Source organism: Streptomyces sp. NPDC107522, from assembly GCF_055657525.1.
In genome coordinates, this window is the sequence record NZ_JBVKAU010000005.1 from 49,692 (window position 1) to 66,457 (window position 16,766).

Annotated in this window: 14 protein-coding genes and 2 tRNA genes; 13 read left to right on the top strand and 3 right to left on the bottom strand. The window is 70.7% G+C overall.

Features of this window, described 5'->3' with window-relative positions; translation table 11 throughout:
- Window positions 1–120 precede the first annotated feature (120 nt).
- The 8 genes from ACZ7L6_RS17365 (at window position 121) to ACZ7L6_RS17400 (ending at window position 5,182) form a co-directional block, all read left to right on the top strand.
- Entirely contained in the window at window positions 121–282 is a 162-nt protein-coding gene (locus tag ACZ7L6_RS17365; protein ID WP_093909385.1) for a hypothetical protein, read from the top strand.
- Window positions 283–414: 132 nt separating this feature from the next.
- Window positions 415–579 carry a hypothetical protein gene (locus ACZ7L6_RS17370; RefSeq protein WP_471924671.1) on the top strand — a complete coding sequence of 55 codons (165 nt, stop codon included), beginning with the start codon at window positions 415–417 and terminating at the stop codon, window positions 577–579.
- A gap of 78 nt (window positions 580–657) precedes the next feature.
- Window positions 658–1,296, top strand: coding sequence for a nicotinate-nucleotide adenylyltransferase (gene nadD / locus ACZ7L6_RS17375; RefSeq protein WP_471924672.1), 639 nt, complete (start codon window positions 658–660; stop codon window positions 1,294–1,296).
- 25 nt (window positions 1,297–1,321) lie between these two features.
- Entirely contained in the window at window positions 1,322–3,025 is a 1,704-nt protein-coding gene (locus tag ACZ7L6_RS17380) for an LCP family protein (protein ID WP_471924674.1), read from the top strand.
- 123 nt (window positions 3,026–3,148) lie between these two features.
- Window positions 3,149–3,595, top strand: coding sequence for a ribosome silencing factor (rsfS, locus tag ACZ7L6_RS17385; RefSeq protein ID WP_433039964.1), 447 nt, complete (start codon window positions 3,149–3,151; stop codon window positions 3,593–3,595).
- Complete coding sequence (locus ACZ7L6_RS17390; RefSeq protein ID WP_471924676.1) at window positions 3,592–4,263, top strand: histidine phosphatase family protein; 672 nt, start codon at window positions 3,592–3,594, stop codon at window positions 4,261–4,263. Before rsfS ends, ACZ7L6_RS17390 begins: the two co-directional genes overlap by 4 nt.
- Before the next feature lie 107 nt (window positions 4,264–4,370).
- Window positions 4,371–4,443 (top strand) — tRNA-Ala (locus tag ACZ7L6_RS17395).
- Window positions 4,444–4,948: 505 nt separating this feature from the next.
- On the top strand, window positions 4,949–5,182 hold the full coding sequence (locus ACZ7L6_RS17400) for a hypothetical protein (protein WP_003976229.1): 234 nt from the start codon (window positions 4,949–4,951) through the stop codon (window positions 5,180–5,182).
- Here ACZ7L6_RS17400 and ACZ7L6_RS17405 read toward each other — a convergent pair.
- Window positions 5,161–6,363 (bottom strand): glycosyltransferase 87 family protein, encoded by a 1,203-nt coding sequence (locus ACZ7L6_RS17405; protein WP_471924678.1) that lies wholly within the window; start codon window positions 6,361–6,363, stop codon window positions 5,161–5,163. The genes ACZ7L6_RS17400 and ACZ7L6_RS17405 overlap by 22 nt on opposite strands.
- 138 nt (window positions 6,364–6,501) lie before the next feature.
- Between ACZ7L6_RS17405 and ACZ7L6_RS17410 the strand changes: the two genes are divergently transcribed.
- Window positions 6,502–6,574: transfer RNA gene (locus ACZ7L6_RS17410), tRNA-Ala, on the top strand.
- Between the two features lie 133 nt (window positions 6,575–6,707).
- On the opposite strand, the gene ACZ7L6_RS17415 is transcribed toward ACZ7L6_RS17410, so the two are convergent.
- On the bottom strand, window positions 6,708–8,321 hold the full coding sequence (locus ACZ7L6_RS17415; protein ID WP_471924680.1) for an NADH-ubiquinone oxidoreductase-F iron-sulfur binding region domain-containing protein: 1,614 nt from the start codon (window positions 8,319–8,321) through the stop codon (window positions 6,708–6,710).
- Entirely contained in the window at window positions 8,318–9,697 is a 1,380-nt protein-coding gene (locus tag ACZ7L6_RS17420; protein WP_471924682.1) for a cytochrome b/b6 domain-containing protein, read from the bottom strand. The genes ACZ7L6_RS17415 and ACZ7L6_RS17420 overlap by 4 nt, the downstream gene beginning before the upstream one ends.
- Window positions 9,698–10,144: 447 nt before the next feature.
- Between ACZ7L6_RS17420 and leuS the strand changes: the two genes are divergently transcribed.
- The 4 genes from leuS (at window position 10,145) to ACZ7L6_RS17440 (ending at window position 16,620) form a co-directional block, all read left to right on the top strand.
- A complete protein-coding gene (gene leuS / locus ACZ7L6_RS17425) occupies window positions 10,145–13,018 on the top strand; it encodes a leucine--tRNA ligase (protein WP_471924684.1) in 2,874 nt (957 codons plus the stop codon).
- 345 nt (window positions 13,019–13,363) lie between these two features.
- Complete coding sequence (locus ACZ7L6_RS17430; protein WP_471924686.1) at window positions 13,364–14,143, top strand: hypothetical protein; 780 nt, start codon at window positions 13,364–13,366, stop codon at window positions 14,141–14,143.
- A gap of 92 nt (window positions 14,144–14,235) precedes the next feature.
- Entirely contained in the window at window positions 14,236–15,081 is an 846-nt protein-coding gene (locus ACZ7L6_RS17435) for a DegV family protein (protein WP_471924688.1), read from the top strand.
- A 606-nt stretch (window positions 15,082–15,687) separates the two neighbouring features.
- Window positions 15,688–16,620 (top strand): ComEA family DNA-binding protein, encoded by a 933-nt coding sequence (locus tag ACZ7L6_RS17440; protein WP_471925655.1) that lies wholly within the window; start codon window positions 15,688–15,690, stop codon window positions 16,618–16,620.
- Window positions 16,621–16,766: the final 146 nt, after the last annotated feature.

Sequence of the window (16,766 nt, forward strand, 5' to 3'; positions counted from 1 at the left end):
GCGTGTATGGCCGCTGCGGCCCCTTTGCGGAGCCTTGTTCCGTCCTTTGCGCCCCCGAAGCAGAGCCCAGCCTAGGCGGAGTTACCGTGGACGGGCACTACAGCGAAGGAGTTCCGCGCCATGGAGCACAACCCCGCAGCCGCCTGGCTCACCGAAGCCGCGAGTGCGGCCGAGCAGCAGGGGGCGGGGAATCTGCTCCGGGTCGTACTGATCGTGATGGTCGTGGGCTGTGTGCTGACCGCGTGGTTCCTGTTGCGGGGCTACAGGCGGAAGGACGAGTGAGCCCCCGGGAAGGTTCCCCGCGCGCCGTCGGCGTCCTTCCCAACGGTGGAGTCGGCGTGAGCGCCGTCATGGCGCCCGCTTACGATGAGCCGACATCTTTATCCCGCCCACACCCGATAGGTCACGCCGAAGATGAGCCTCCACAGCGCAGCTGCCCAGTTCGTCACTCTCGCCGCCGAGGGCGAGGAGCACGGGGGCAACCACGACAGCATCAGCCCGCTGGCCACCGGAGGTGGCGCATTTCTCATCCTGCTGCTTCTGCTGTGGGTGACCACGCGCTTCAACCGCGACCGCTGAGCCCGACCAGGCCCCTCCCGGTCCGCCCGGGCAGCTGTCGGCCGGAGCCTTCAGGTGGGGCCGGTAGGGTCTGCACGCATGGGAGAGCAGGACATGCCTACCGGCCCCGGAAACGGCCCGTCGCACCACGGCAAGCGCCGCCTCGGTGTCATGGGCGGAACGTTTGACCCGATCCACCACGGCCACCTCGTCGCGGCCAGCGAGGTCGCCGCGCAGTTCCACCTCGACGAGGTCGTGTTCGTGCCGACCGGCCAGCCGTGGCAGAAGAGCCACCGGCACGTCTCCCCGGCCGAGGACCGCTATCTGATGACGGTCATCGCCACCGCCGAGAACCCGCAGTTCTCCGTCAGCCGCATCGACATCGACCGCGGCGGCCCGACGTACACCGTGGACACCCTGCGCGACCTGCGCGCCCTCAACCCCGACACGGACCTCTTCTTCATCACCGGCGCCGACGCCCTGGGCCAGATCCTGACCTGGCGGGACTCCGAAGAGCTGTTCTCCCTCGCGCACTTCATCGGGGTCACGCGGCCCGGGCACCACCTCGACGACGCCGGGCTCCCCGAGGGCGGCGTGTCGCTCGTCGAGGTGCCCGCTCTGGCCATCTCGTCCACCGATTGCCGCGCGAGAGTCGCAAAGGGCGACCCCATCTGGTATCTGGTGCCGGACGGAGTCGTGCGCTACATCGACAAGCGCGAGCTGTACCGCGGCGAGTGAGGCGAGTGAGCCGAGAGGGGCGACGGTGAACGACCGATACGACGCGGGGGCCGCAGGGCAGGGCGCCGACCAGTACGAACTCGTCGGCTACGACGAGTACGGGCGGCCGGTGTACCGGCAGATCCCGCCGCCGCAGCCACCCCAGCAGCACTACGACCCCTACGCCCAGCAGGGCTACGGCTACGACCCGTACGCGACCGGCCGGCAGCAGCCGGTCCCGCCGTACGACCCCTACGCCACCGGCGACACCGGTCAGCAGCCGCCCACGCCCTCCTACGACGCGTACGGCACCGGCACGCACCAGCAGCACGCCGGGGCGCACTCGCCGCCGTACGACCCGTACGGCCGTACCGCCACCAGTGGTCACCAGCCCCGGGTCGCCGGGCAGACCGCCTACATCCCGCACCAGGCAGGCCCGGTCGAGGAACCTCTGACGCAGGACCAGGGGAACCGGGATTACCACACCGAGCAGTTCGCCTTCGTCGAGGAGCCCGACTCGGACTCCGAGGACGTCATCGACTGGCTGAAGTTCACCGAGAACCGCACGGAGCGCCGCGAGGAGGCCAGGCGACGGGCACGCGCGCGTGTGATCGCCCTCGCGGTCGTCCTGGCGCTCGTCGCGGTCGGCGGCGTCGGCTACCTCTGGTACGTCGGGAAGCTGCCCGGCCTGTCGTCGTCGGACGAGAAGACCGGCACCGCGACGGCCGTGGGCGCCCAGAAGCGTGACGTGATCGTCGTCCATCTGCACAACACCAAGAAGGGCGGCACCTCCACGGCGCTACTCGTCGACAACACCACCACCAAGCAGGGCACGACCGTCCTGCTGCCCAACTCCCTCGCCCTGACGGGCGACGACGGCAGCACCACCACCCTCGCGAAGTCGGTCGACGACGACGGCTCCTCCGGGACGCGCGACGCGATCGACACCGTCCTCGGCACCGAGATCCAGGGCACCTGGCGCCTGGACACCCCCTATCTGCAGAACCTCGTCGACCTGGTCGGCAACATCGAGGTCGACACCAACGCGAACGTGCCCGACCCGGACGCCAAGTCCAAGGGCGCCGCGCCCCTCGTGCGCAAGGGCAAGGCCCAGACCCTCAGCGGCAAGACGGCCGTCGCCTACGCCACCTACCAGGCCTCCGGCGAGGCCCAGAACGCCCAGCTGGAGCGGTTCGGGCAGGTCATGCAGGCCGTACTGCGCAAGCTGACCTCGGACACGCAGGGCGCGACCGTCACCATCCAGACGCTCGGCATGATCATCGAGCCGCCGCTGACCGACAAGGACCTCGGCGCGTTCCTGGCGCGGCTCGCCGACCTCGCCAAGGGCGGCGACTACAAGACGGCCCTGCTGCCCGTCCAGACCGACGGCACGCTCAGCGCACAGGCGAGCGCCAGTGTCGTCAAGGACGTCCTCGGCGGCACCGCCAAGAGCCCCGACAAGGATGCCGCCGTGCGTGTGTCCATCCGCAACGCCAGCGGCGTCAAGGACAACACCGAGAAGGCCCGCGTGGTGCTGCTGAACGGCGGCTTCACCTTCCTGGAGGGCGGTACGGCGTCCACCGCGGCCACGTCCAAGGTCGTCTACGCCGACGCCGCCGACAAGGAGAACGCCACCGAGGTCGCCAAGACCCTGGGCCTGCCCGCCGGCGCGGTCGGCAAGGGCGAGGTGTCCGCGAACGCGGATGTCTCGGTGGTGCTGGGCCGGGACTACGAGCCGTCGTCCTCATGACCGCAATGACCGCAGAAAACACATAACCGCAGGCCACCCCATGTGAGCCGGTAATCACGTGGGGTGCTGTCGGCGGTCCGTGAGACCCTTGGTAGCAACTGACCGCCGACCGAAAGCCTTGTAGTGACCGCTACCGACCGTTCCCTCGAGCTCGTCAACACCGCCGCCCAGGCGGCCGCCGACAAGCTCGCGCACGACATCATCGCCTACGACGTCAGCGACGTACTGTCGATCACGGACGCCTTCCTGCTGGCCTCCGCACCCAACGACCGCCAGGTCAAGTCGATCGTCGACGAGATCGAGGAGCGGCTCCTGAAGGAGCTCGGCGCCAAGCCGGTGCGCCGTGAGGGCGACCGCGAGGCCCGCTGGGTGCTGCTCGACTACGTCGACATCGTCGTGCACGTCCAGCACAGCGAGGAGCGTGTCTTCTACGCCCTGGAGCGGCTGTGGAAGGACTGCCCCGAGCTCGAGCTGCCCGACGACGCCAAGGCCACCCGCGGCAAGGCCGCGGAGCACGCCAAGCTGCAGGCCGCCGAGGAGGCGGCCGAGCTGGGCGGTGAGTGGCGATGAGCACCACCGGCGACGTGCTGGCGGGCAAGGCCGGCCGGGGCCGCCGCATCATCCTGTGGCGGCACGGCCAGACCTCGTGGAACGTGGAGCGCCGCTTCCAGGGCTCCACGGACGTCGCCCTCACCGAGGCCGGCGTCTCCCAGGCCCGCCGCGCCGCCCGGCTGCTCGTCAACCTCAAGCCCGACGCGATCATCGCCTCCGACCTCCAGCGCGCCGCGCACACGGCCGCCGAGCTGGCCGCGCTGACCAACCTGGAGGTGACGCACGACGAAGGCCTGCGCGAGACCTACGCGGGCGTCTGGCAGGGGCTGACGCACGAGGAGATCATCGACCGGTACGGCGAGGAGTACGCGGCGTGGAAGCGCGGTGAGCCGGTGCGCCGTGGTGGCGGCGAACTGGAGACCGAGGTCGCCGACCGCGCCGCGCCCGTGGTGCTCCGGCATGCCGAGAAGCTCCCCGACGACGGCACGCTCGTCGTGGTCAGCCACGGCGGCACGATCCGCACGACCATCGGCCGCCTGCTGGGCCTGGAGGCCCGGTACTGGGAGACCCTCGGCGGGCTCTCCAACTGCTGCTGGTCCGTCCTGGGCGAGGGCGCCCGCGGCTGGCGTCTGCTCGAGCACAACGCCGGCACGCTGCCGGAGCCGGTGCTCGGCGACGACGACTGACGCCCGGGGTCCCGGTCGGGGCGACCCGGGACCCGGATTTCACTTTCTGGCAGGTCGCAGGCTAAAGTTCTTCTTGTTCGCCCCGCCGAGCGGGAAGAACAAAGCAAGGGGCTATAGCTCAGTTGGTAGAGCGCCTGCATGGCATGCAGGAGGTCAGGAGTTCAATTCTCCTTAGCTCCACAGCGAGACAACAAGATCCCGCCGATCGCTTCGATCGGCGGGATCTTCTGGTATCCGCGGCGGGTGCTCGGATCAACAGCCGGGCCTCCACGTCCGGTTCGCGCGCGGCACCGGCCCGCGCCGAACTGTTCCGGTTCGGCTTGAGTCACTTGGGCCCGCCAGGCGTATACCTCTCATGAGGCGCTTTGGGGTGCGTGTTCGGACGGTTCGTACGGCCGCGGAGGCTGCTGTGTCCGGACTGGTACTGAGGCGTCGCTGACCGTATTGGTCCGGCCGTGGCAGAATCAAACGGCCGGAAGGGGGCGCGGCCCGACGGGAGGGAGTAGCGATGCCTGCGAGCATCCTCGAAGAGGTCGGTCACCTCTTCGGCGCAGCGTTGACACGGGATACGATCACCCGCCTCAGCTGCCCTTCCTGCGGCTCCGTCCACGTCGCCCAGCTCCTTGGCGACAACGGCGGAATTTCCTACGTGTGCACGGCCTGCGGCCACAGCTGGAGCTGATCGATGGGTGCACACAGGCGAAAGTGCGACTGGTGCGGCAGCGGAACGCCGATCGTCCGTGACATGGAACCGGTGAACCCCGACTACCAGTACTGGTGCGAGGAATGCGCCCGGGCGCTGATCATAAAAGGCGACCCCATCGAGACCTACCGGGAACTCGAGGGCGAACCGATCTACGGCCGCCTCCTCGAGGAACACTGCACACTCAAGCGCTTCTATTCCTTCGTCACGGCTTGATCGCGGCCGGGGCTGCCGAGGGTGGCTCCGGCGATCAGGAGAAAAAGACAGCCCGCCGATCCGTAGAGGGCGGAGCACAGCAACTCGACGCCGTTTTGATGCAGTTCGTGCCGCCCCGGGCCGTGCGGCACCCACCACAGGGCGTACGAGGAGAAGACCAGCAGCGCGCCCAGGGCCGCGGCCCGGCAGGCGTGCGTGGCGAGGAGCAGGACGACCGGCACGCACCACACCCAGTGGTGCGACCAGGACACCGGGCTGATGAGCAGTCCGGTCACCGCGCACCCGGTCACCGCCCGGGCCCGCCGCCCGCGCAACTCCGCCGCCACGGCCACGCCCAGCCCTGCCACGGCCACCACGGCCGCCGTGACGACCCAGACGGCCCCGGGGGCGGGCGTGTGCAGCAGCCGCGCGAGAACGCCGCGCAGGGCCTGGTTCGCGGTGTCCTCGGCGTGCCCGACGCGTCCCGTCGCGAACACCATGCGGGTCCAGAAACGCCAGGAGTCGTACGGCAGTACGGCTGCTGCGAGGAGAGTCGCCCCGGCGAACCAGGCGGCCGCCACGCGCGCGTGGCGCAGCCAGGGGCCGCCGGAGCCCTGTCGGTGCCGGGCCGCGGCACCGGTGGCGAGCAGGAACAGCGCGAACAGCGCCGGCGTCAGCTTCACGGCCGCCGCGAGCCCGATGCCGACGCCGGCCGAGCGGTCTCCCGGGCGCCGTGACAGATCCCACAGCACCAGGACGGCGAGCAGCAGGTTGATCTGCCCGTACCGCAGCGTCGTCCACACCGGCTCGCACCACACGGCCACCGCCGCGACCCACCACACGCTCTCCACGCGCGCGTGCCCGACCAGACGCAGGGACAGCCGTACGAACACCACGAACAGTGCGAGGTTCCCGGCCGTACCCAGAGCGCGCATCGTCACCGTGTCGAAGAGCGTCAGCGGAGTGAACAGCAGGGCTGCGAGCGGCGGGTAGGTGGTCGGCAGCCGGGCGGCCGTCGTCCGCAGCGCGTACAGGTCACCTCCCGCACGTACGGTCGCGCTCTCGGCCCGGTACACCATCAGGTCGATCATCGAGACGTGCGCGGCCCGTTGCGCGAGCCAGAACGCGGCGAAGGAGACCAGGCAGGCGCCCAGAGCGACCGGCGCTCGGCAGCGGACTCCGGGGGACGCGATCACGGTCACGGAACCCGACATTAATGGGCGTATCGGCGCGGAGTGGAAACGATTTGGTGCTGCACCGGGTCGACCGGTAATGTTGGCGTCGCCGCCGGGGAAACCGGGCGACACCAGCAAATACGCGGCTCGGCCGCGTGGCCGCGAGGGGCTATAGCTCAGTTGGTAGAGCGCCTGCATGGCATGCAGGAGGTCAGGAGTTCAATTCTCCTTAGCTCCACAGAAGTCGAAGGCGGATCATCCGGAAGGATGGTCCGCCTTCGGCGTGTGTGCGGACTTCCTGTGTGAGGACTTCGCGCGCGTGGTGACACGAACGGCGGGCCGCCCCCCTCGGGCGGCCCGCTGTTCGCGTGTCAGCGGCCCAGCGCGCGTCTGCCGCGGCCCTGGGAGAGGACCGGGAGGTTGCGGGACGAGGTCTTGTCCCGGGGTGTTTCCTCCTCGATGCGCAGGGCGAGCGCGGGGCAGCGGCGTACCGCGCGAAGGGCCTTCGCCTCGGCGTAGCGCGGGACTTGCGCCTGGGCGACCGTCGGGAAGCCGTCGGCGCCGAGTTCGAAGACCTCCGGGAGGATGTCCGCGCACAGGCCGTGGCCGCGGCACAGCGTCCAGTCGACGTAGATCTTCTGGCGGCTGGGGCCGTTCTCCTCCGCCTCGCCGCCGCCCGGGATGCCCGAAGGTGCCCTGCCGCCCTCGAAGAGCGGCAGAACGCCCTCCACGGGCCGACCGCAGCCGTTGCCGAGGACGTGCGCCGCGAGGTCGTCGGTGAACGCCTTGATGGTCGACTCCAGGAACATCGCGGAGCCGTCCGGGTGCGAGCAGGCGCCGCGCCGCTTGACGTTCTTCGCGACCTGCTTGAGCGCCTCCAGGGCGGCGGGGCCACCGCCGTTGAGGATGTCCTCCATGCCGCGCGCGGCGGCCGGCAGACCGAGGTAGCAGGGCCCGCACTGACCCGCGCTCTCCTCGGCCAGCCACTGGGCGACGCGGAGCGACTCGCCGAGCGGGCAGGTCTCCTGAGTGATCGGCAGAATCGCGCCGGCGCCGAGCGAACCGCCCACCGCGTCCAGGGAGTTGCGCGAGACGATGGCCTCGTTGACCGTGGCCGCGTCGATCCACTTGCCGTGGTATCCGCCGGTCAGCACGCCCTGCGGGACGGGCGGGGCACCGGCGAGCTGGAGGACGTAGCGCAGCGGTACGCCCGTGGGAACCTCGATCACCATCGGGCGGGCGACGGCGCCGGAGACCGTGAGCATCACGGTGCCCGGCTCGTCGTACAGGCCGGTGTTGCCGTAGCGCTCCGGGCCGATGCGGGCGGCGATGGCCAGCTGGGCGAAGGTCTCGGCGTTGGAGAGCAGGGTGGGTGCGCCGCCGACGCCGTTCTGGGAGGCGCTGACCTTGCGGCCGGGCGGGATCGCCGGGCCGCCGTCGATCGAGCGGATCAGGGAGGCGGCGGCGCCGGTGACCATGCGGACCGGGTTGCGCTGCACCCACGCGCGTAGCGCGGAGCGGCGGCTGTTGCTCAGGCCGCGCTCGGCGAGGGCGGCCTCCATGGAGCGCTGGGTCGACTCCCGGGTGACCCCGATGACGAGCGTGCGGGCACCAAGGGCCTCGGCGCACAGCAGCGCGCCGTCCAGGATGAGATGCGGGGCACGGTTGATCATCACCGTGTCCTTGCGGCAGGCCGGTTCGTCCTCACTGCCGTTGACGACGACGACCGGCCGTACGCCGCGCTTGATCGCGGACTCGGCGACCGAGCGCAGCTTCTTGTGGAAGGGGAAGCCCGCGCCGCCGCGGCCCTTCAGGTTGATGTTCTCGGCGAGCTTGGCGAGTTGCTCGCCGCCCATCGGTTCGAGCGGCCCGTGCACCTTCAGATGCATGGGCAGATCGAGTCTTTCGACAAGGTCGAAGCCCGACGTCAGCTGGGGAAGACCGACGACGCGGACTTCGGGGACGTCGGGCAGGGCCTCGTTCACTTAAAGCCTCCGGAAGGCGTGTTCCAAGGTTCGCCCGAACCCGGTGCGTCGAAGTCGTAGGAGGCACCGGGCAGTGTTTCAGTGGCGGGACCGCTGTTGTTGTACGTGTCGTTCTGGTTGTACGTACCGAAGACGGCGTTCGTCTCAGCGGTGTCGTACACATCACTCGAGCCGTAGCCCGAAGCGCCGCCACCGTAGCCCGCAGCCCCCGAGTCATAGCCCGCGGTGCCCGAATTGCCGTAGACGGGGATGTTGTATCCCGTGTCGTTGAGCGGGTCGTAGGCCGAGGGGGGAGCCTCACCGACCGGCGGCGGGGAGGGGATCGGCCAGCTGCCGGAGGTGCTGCCGCCACTGTCGACGCGGGGGATCGCCTCGGTCGGCTGCATGTCCAGGGGCAGGTCCATGCGGGAGGTCTGGTCGGCCGCGTAGGACTGCTGTCGTCCGCGGGAGCGGGGCGAGACGGCACGGTAGGCGGCGGCGAAACCGCCCGTGGACTCCGCGGACGCGGGAGCCTGGGTGGGCATGCCGGGCAGGGGGCCGGTCCGTCCGTCACGGTCGCCGCGGCCCTCGCGGGACGAGCGTGCCGGGCGCTCGTTCTCGTAGCCGGGCAGGGTGGAACCGGACGCCGCCCTGGCGCGGCTCTCCTCCAGGTCCTCACGGCCCAACGACTCGTCGTTGCCGATGAGTGCGGCGATCCGGTCGGCGACCTTGCGCTTGTAGGGGCGCGGGGCGGCGCGCAGGGCGAGGGCCGCGGCGACGGCGACCACACACAGCTCGTAGCAGACCATGAAGAACGTCTTCGCCGGGCGGCCGGCGAACAGGCCGTGGATCAGGGCCGCGCACCAGGCCGGGTAGGCCAGCATGTGCATCGCGCGCCAGCGGGCGGCGACCGGCGCCGGGGAGGCGAACTGGTTGCGCAGGGCGCCGGTGACGCCCACGAAGACCATGAGCAGGGCGGCCAGGGAGCCCAGGCCGATGAGGAAGGCACTGCCCGGGATCTCGTCGCCGCCGAAGAGCACGAGGCTGAACGGGATCAGCGCGGCGATCGGGCTGGCGTGGTCCAGCGCCAGCTTGACGCCGATGTGCACCAGGAGGAACGCGATCGAGGCGACGGCGGTCACCCGGTGGATGCCCTGCGCGATGATCCGCTGGCGGGTGTTGAGGATCATCCGGTCCTGGGCGACCAGGCCCCAGATCACCGAGCAGGTGAGGCAGACGAGCGACAGGACACCGGCGCCGAAGTTGAGGAACTCCTGGAGCCAGGTGCCGCCGAGCAGCACGACCAGGGGTATGAGCAGCAGTACAGCGGCGGTCGCCACCCCGTAGGCCGACCGGCCCGTCCTGGGGAGCGAACTGTTACTACGACGAGGGTTCATGGGGGCAACTCCGAGCGGTTCGGGAAGGCGGTCCCGGTGCCGCACTCTAAGTGGCTCCATACCGGGGGGTACGGCGTTTGAGTTATTGCGTTGTTATCTACGGGCTGCGAGGGGCTTCTGATGTCCCTTAGCGACTGTTACGCCAGGTAACAATTGAACCTTGTTCAGCTTTTCGAGGTCTTCACAACTCTCAGGTACGGAACCGAGGCCGCCGTTGTTCATGCGTGCGCCCCGCCGTAAGCCCGTCGCGACCCGCTCCGGCGCTGCGGTACCCTGACGCCATGCGTGCCGTACGCCTTCTGCTTAGCGAGCCGCGCTGATCAGTCCCGACCACCGGGCGAAACGGATGGTCGGCATCGGCGCGGCGTCCCCTCCTGTGTGAGGGGATTTTTCGTTTCTTGAGAATCGCAGCCGCTGGCAGAGACGATCGATGGAGCTTTGAGGATCATGAGCGAGACGAATACCGCTGCCGCCGCCGAGGTGGCCGCGCCGCACCGCTACACGGCCGCCCTGGCGGCCGAGATCGAGGCACGCTGGCAGGACTTCTGGGACGCCGAAGGTACGTACGCCGCTCCGAACCCGAAGGGCGACCTGGCGGGCGCCCCCGAGGCCGTCGCCCGGCCCAAGAAGTTCATCATGGACATGTTCCCGTACCCCTCCGGTGCGGGCCTGCACGTCGGCCACCCCCTGGGCTACATCGCCACCGACGTCTTCGCGCGCTTCCAGCGCATGACCGGCCACAACGTCCTGCACACCCTGGGCTTCGACGCCTTCGGCCTGCCCGCCGAGCAGTACGCCGTGCAGACCGGCACGCACCCGCGCGTGTCCACCGAGGCCAACATCGAGAACATGAAGGCCCAGCTGCGCCGGCTGGGTCTGGGCCACGACAAGCGCCGGTCGTTCGCCACGATCGACCCGGACTACTACAAGTGGACCCAGTGGATCTTCCTGCAGATCTTCAACTCCTGGTACGACCACGAGGCGAAGAAGGCCCGCCCGATCTCCGAGCTGGTCGCCGCGTTCGAGTCCGGTGAGCGTGCCGTACCGGGCACCACGCGCGCGTGGAGCGAGCTGAGCGCCGCCGAGAAGGCCGACGTCCTGGGCGAGTACCGCCTGGCCTACGCCTCCGACGCGCCGGTCAACTGGTGCCCCGGCCTGGGCACCGTGCTGGCCAACGAGGAGGTCACGGCCGACGGCCGCTCCGAGCGCGGGAACTTCCCGGTCTTCAAGGCCAAGCTGCGTCAGTGGAACATGCGCATCACCGCGTACGCCGACCGGCTGCTGGATGACCTGGAGGAGCTGGACTGGCCCGAGGCCATCAAGCTGCAGCAGCGCAACTGGATCGGTCGCTCCGAGGGCGCCCGCGTCGACTTCCCGATCGACGGCGAGCGCATCATGGTCTTCACCACGCGCCCGGACACCCTGTTCGGCGCGAGCTACATGGTGCTGGCCCCTGAGCACCCGCTGGTGGACAAGTTCACCCCGGCCGCCTGGCCCGAGGGCACCCACGACGTGTGGACCGGCGGTCACGCGACCCCGGCCGAGGCCGTCGCCGCCTACCGTGCCCAGGCCGCCTCCAAGTCGGACGTCGAGCGCCAGGCCGAGGCCAAGGACAAGACCGGCGTCTTCATCGGCGCGTACGCGACCAACCCGGTCAACGGCGAGAAGGTCCCGGTCTTCATCGCCGACTACGTGCTGATGGGCTACGGCACCGGCGCGATCATGGCCGTACCGGCCGGCGACCAGCGCGACTTCGAGTTCGCGCGCGCCTTCGAGCTGCCGATCACCTGTATCGTCGAGCCGACCGACGGCCGCGGCACCGACACCTCGACGTGGGACGACGCCTTCTCGTCGTACGACGCGAAGATCATCAACTCGGCGAACGACGAGATCTCCCTGGACGGCCTGGGCGTCGCCGAGGCCAAGGCGCGCATCACCGAGTGGCTGGAGCGCAAGGGCATCGGCGAGGGCACCGTCAACTTCCGGCTGCGCGACTGGCTGTTCAGCCGTCAGCGCTACTGGGGCGAGCCCTTCCCGATCGTCTACGACGAGGACGGCATCGCGCACGCCCTGCCCGAGTCGATGCTGCCGCTGGAGCTGCCCGAGGTCGAGGACTACTCGCCGCGCACCTTCGACCCGGACGACGCGAACACCCAGCCCGAGACGCCGCTGTCGCGCAACGAGGAATGGGTCAACGTCACGCTGGACCTGGGCGACGGCCCGAAGCGGTACCGGCGTGAGACCAACACCATGCCCAACTGGGCGGGCTCCTGTTGGTACGAGCTGCGCTACCTGGACCCGCACAACAGCGAGCAGCTGGTCGACCCGGAGATCGAGCAGTACTGGATGGGTCCGCGCGAGGGCCAGCCGCACGGCGGCGTCGACCTGTACGTCGGCGGCGCCGAGCACGCCGTGCTGCACCTGCTGTACGCGCGCTTCTGGTCCAAGGTCCTGTTCGACCTGGGGCACGTCTCCTCTGCGGAGCCGTTCCACAAGCTGTTCAACCAGGGCATGATCCAGGCCTACGTCTACCGCGACAGCCGTGGCATCGCGGTGCCGGCCGCCGAGGTGGAGGAGCGCGACGGCGCGTACTACTACCAGGGCGAGAAGGTCTCCCGGCTGCTGGGCAAGATGGGCAAGTCCCTGAAGAACGCGGTCACTCCGGACGAGATCTGCGCCGAGTACGGCGCCGACACGCTGCGTCTGTACGAGATGGCGATGGGTCCGCTGGACGTCTCCCGGCCGTGGGACACGCGCGCGGTGGTCGGTCAGTTCCGGCTGCTGCAGCGGCTGTGGCGCAACGTCGTGGACGAGGCGACCGGTGCCGTGACGGTGGTGGACGCGGAGCCCGACGAGGACACGCTGCGTGCCCTGCACAAGGCGATCGACGGGGTGCGCGGGGACCTGGAGGGCATGCGGTTCAACACCGCCATCGCCAAGGTCACCGAGCTGAACAACCACCTGACCAAGGCGGGCGGCGTGGTGCCGCGCCCGGTCGCCGAGGCGCTGGTGCTGATGGTCGCGCCGCTGGCCCCGCACATCGCCGAGGAGCTGTGGCGCAAGCTGGGGCACGAGGACTCGGTCGTCCACCAGGACTTCCCGGTCGCCGACCCGGCGTACGTCGTCGACGAGACCGTGACCTGCGTCGTACAGATCAAGGGCAAGGTCAAGGCCCGCCTGGAGGTCTCCCCGTCCATCTCCGAGGACGAACTGGAGAAGGTCGCGCTGGCCGACGAGAAGGTCGTGGCGGCGCTGGACGGCGCCGGGATCCGCAAGGTGATCGTGCGGGCGCCGAAGCTGGTGAACATCGTTCCGGCGTAGGCCTCCGGCGGTCGACCGGGTCGGCCGGGTCGGCCGGGTCGCCGAAGTGGGCGGCGGGCCGGGTCGGATGCCGGGTGTCGCGGGACGATCAGGGCGGCATGAGGAGGCTCGCCCGATGCCGGAGCCGGCGGGTCGGATGCGGTGAGCATTCGGATGCGGTGGGCATGGGGACGGTTCGGACGCCATGAGCGTGCGGCCGCCGGTGCGGATACCGTGTGCGACGGGCGGCTCGGGGTGATCCCCTACGGGCAGGTTCGGGGTTCTGCTGGAACTCCGGGCCTGCCCGCTGCGTTTACTGTTGAAGAGTGACGCGGTGTGGGTCGTGGCCGGTCGGAGGAGGAGTTCGTGGAAGCAGTGATCGCAGTCGTCGCCCTGCTCTTCGTGCTCTTCGTCGCGCTCGGCGCCTATGCCACGGTGAAGGTCGTCGGCGCCGCCAAACGCCGTGTGGACGAGACGATCACGCACGCCCGGCGCACGGTCGAGGACCACACACTGCGGGCCAAGTCCTTCGCCCAGCCCGGCCCGGTCGGCGAGCTCGCCCAGCTGCGGCTGAAACTGCGCACCTCCATGCGGGCCACCCAGGACGCGCTGCACGCGGGCGCGACCGAGGACGAGTCCCTGAAGGAGTCCCTCGGCCTCTTCCAGCGCCTCAGCGCGCACGGGCACGAACTGGACGCCGAACTGCGGCGCCTGGAGTCCGAGCCCGACCGCTCGACCCTAGCCGAGCGCCTGCCCGACCTGCGCGAACGCACCGAGCGCATCGCCCAGTCGGCGGACTCACTGCGCTGGGCGGCCCGCGACCGGGCCCGCCGCTTCGCCGACGACGACCTGGACACCCTCAGCGCACAGATCGACGTGGAGGCCGGCGCACTGCGGCACTGGCAGACGGCGGAGTCCGCGATGACGGGATCGTCGTCGACACCGCCGTCGGACCGTTCGTCGTCGACGCCGCCCCCATGGCCGGAGGCCCCCGCCCCCGAGGCCGCCGCGACGACCGAGCAGACCTGGCCGGACACACCTCGGACGCAGCGGGCCGAGGAGCCGACCAGGCCCGCCATCACCCCGCCCGGCCCTCGGCCGACCTACCCCTGGCAGAAGAAGCCCCGCCCCGAGAGCACGACTTGAGTCCCATGAGCACACGATGATCCGGTCAAGGCACCACCGCCTGAGCGGGGTCGGGCTGCCGCCCGGGCGCTACGGCAGGTAACCTCCAGCTCATGTCCCGCCATGTCGCGATCGTCACCGATTCAACGGCCTACCTGCCGCCGCGGACGATGGAGCGCCACGGCATCACCGCGGTGCCCCTGACCGTGGTCCTCGGCGACCGGGCGCTGGACGAGGGCACCGAGATTTCGACGCGTTCCCTCGCCCAGGCGTTGCAGAAGCGACGCCCCGTCACCACCTCACGCCCCAGCCCCCAGGTCTTCGCGGAGCACTACCACAAGGTCGCCGAGTCCGGCGCCACCGGCATCGTCTCCCTGCACCTGTCCGCCGAGCTCTCCGGCACCTACGACGCGGCGGTCCTCGCGGCGCGCGAGGCGCCGGTGCCGGTGCGGGTGGTGGACACGGGGATGATCGCCATGGCACTCGGGTTCTGCGCGCTCTCCGCGGCCGAGGCGGCGGAGACGGGCGGCACGGTGGACGATGCCGTGACCGCCGCGGAGAAGCGAGCCGGGGGCACGGCGGCCTACTTCTACGTCGACACCCTCGACTATCTGCGCCGGGGTGGTCGCATCGGGGCGGCGCAGGCCCTGTTGGGCTCTGCGCTCGCGGTGAAGCCGCTGCTGCAGCTGGAGGGCGGCCGGATCGGCCCGCTGGAGAAGGTACGGACGGCGTCCAAGGCGATCGCCCGCCTGGAGGAGATCGCCGCCGACCGGGCGGGCAGCGCGCAGGTCGACATCGCGGTACACCATCTCGCCGCCCCCGACCGGGCGTCGGCGCTGGCGGATCGACTGCGGGCCCGGGTGCCCGGGCTGGCCGATCTGCATGTGAGTGAGGTGGGGGCGGTGATCGGGGCGCATACGGGGCCTGGGTTGTTGGGGGTTGTGGTTTCGCCGCGGTGAGGGGCGGCCGTGGGGGTTGGCTGCAGTGAGGGGTCGGTCGTGGTGACAGGCCCTTTGGTGGGTGAGTCACTCGTGTGGGTGGCGGAGTTTTCCACAACTGGGTAGTAATCCCCGGGAATTGAGCAAGATCATCGCGGGCTGGGCGGGGTGTCCGATCCTCGTCGCATGGCACTTCGATCACGTACACGCGCACGTACACGCACCACGCCGGTGACCAGTGGGCCGGGCCGCGGTCCCCACTCCGACGTCCGCACCCGCCATCGACGCCTGCCTGCCCGGGGCCGGGCACGGCAGCGGCATGCGTCGGCGGAGGAGCTGCGCCGCCGGGCCGAGGTGATTTTCGCCGAACGGGCCGGAGAGTGGGGGGAGTCGGAGGTCGGGCCGCCCGCGGGCGAAGCGGATGCCCGGCGGTCAGGCGCGGAGGAGGGGGCTCTTCGGCGGGCTGTTCCCCTTCGGGAATCGGAAGCGGAAGCGGACCTGCGGGGCGTGCCGCGCGCTCGCGCGGCCGTTGGCGTGGGCGAACGGAACGGTGAGTGGGTAGAGGGATCGGGTGTCGTCCGCGCGGAGGGGGCGTTGGGAGCGGACGTCTCCCGCGGGGATACGGCGTTGGGGGCGGGCGTCTCCCGCGGGGATACGGCGTTGGGGGCGGGCGTCTCCCGCGGGGATACGGCGTTAGGGACGGACCTCCCACGCGGGATTACGGCGTTGGGGACGGACAGGCCGGATGTCGGTGCCGTCGCCGGGGCCGGTCGCGGCGCTGATCCCGTGGCGCGTGACTCGGGCGCTGATCCCGTGGCCGGTGACTCGGGCGCTGGGGAGTGGCGGGCGCGGGCCGGGCTGGCGCTGCGGGAGCGGATGCCGGTGTGGTTGCAGACGCGGTGCGGGCTGGAACGGCGGAGTGTCGTCGCGCTCACCGTGGTGCTCGTCCTCGCCGCGGGGTTCGCCGTGCAGCACTTCTGGAGCGGCCGGGCGCAGTCCGTGCGGGCACCCGAGGTGGTGCGGGCGGCGGCCCCGTTCGGGGGACGGGATTCGGGTGAGGAGGCCGGGGCGGGGGCGTCGGCTGCCGGTGCGGCGGGTGCCGCAGGGACGGCCGCGGCGCAGATCGTGGTGGACGTCGGCGGCAAGGTGCGCGAGCCGGGGATCCATCGCCTCCCGGCGGGCTCGCGCGTCGCAGACGCACTGCGCGCGGCCGGTGGCGTGCGTCCCGGCACGAACACCGACGGCCTCAACCGTGCCCGGTTCCTGGTGGACGGCGAGCAGGTGATCGTCGGCGGCCCGGCCGCCGTACCCGGGGCAGCGCCCGGTGCCGGGGCGGGCGGTGCGGCGGTCGCCGGTGCGGCACCCGCCGGGCCGGTCTCCCTCAACACGGCCACCGTGGACCAGCTCGACACCCTCCCGGGCGTCGGCCCGGTGCTGGCCCAGCACATCATCGACTACCGCACCCAGCACGGCGGCTTCCGTTCGGTGGACGAGCTGCGGGAAGTCAACGGCATCGGCGACCGCCGTTTCGCCGATCTGCGGAATCTCGTACGGCCATGAGTCCCGATGCCCGTACACCCGATCTCCCAGCGGACCCGGTGCCCTCCCGCGCCGCCGTTCACGCCGCGTCCGGGAGCCGGCTCGGCGCCTCCCACCCCCGACAGGAAGGCCCGACGGACCTCCGACTGGTCCCGCCCGCGCTGGCC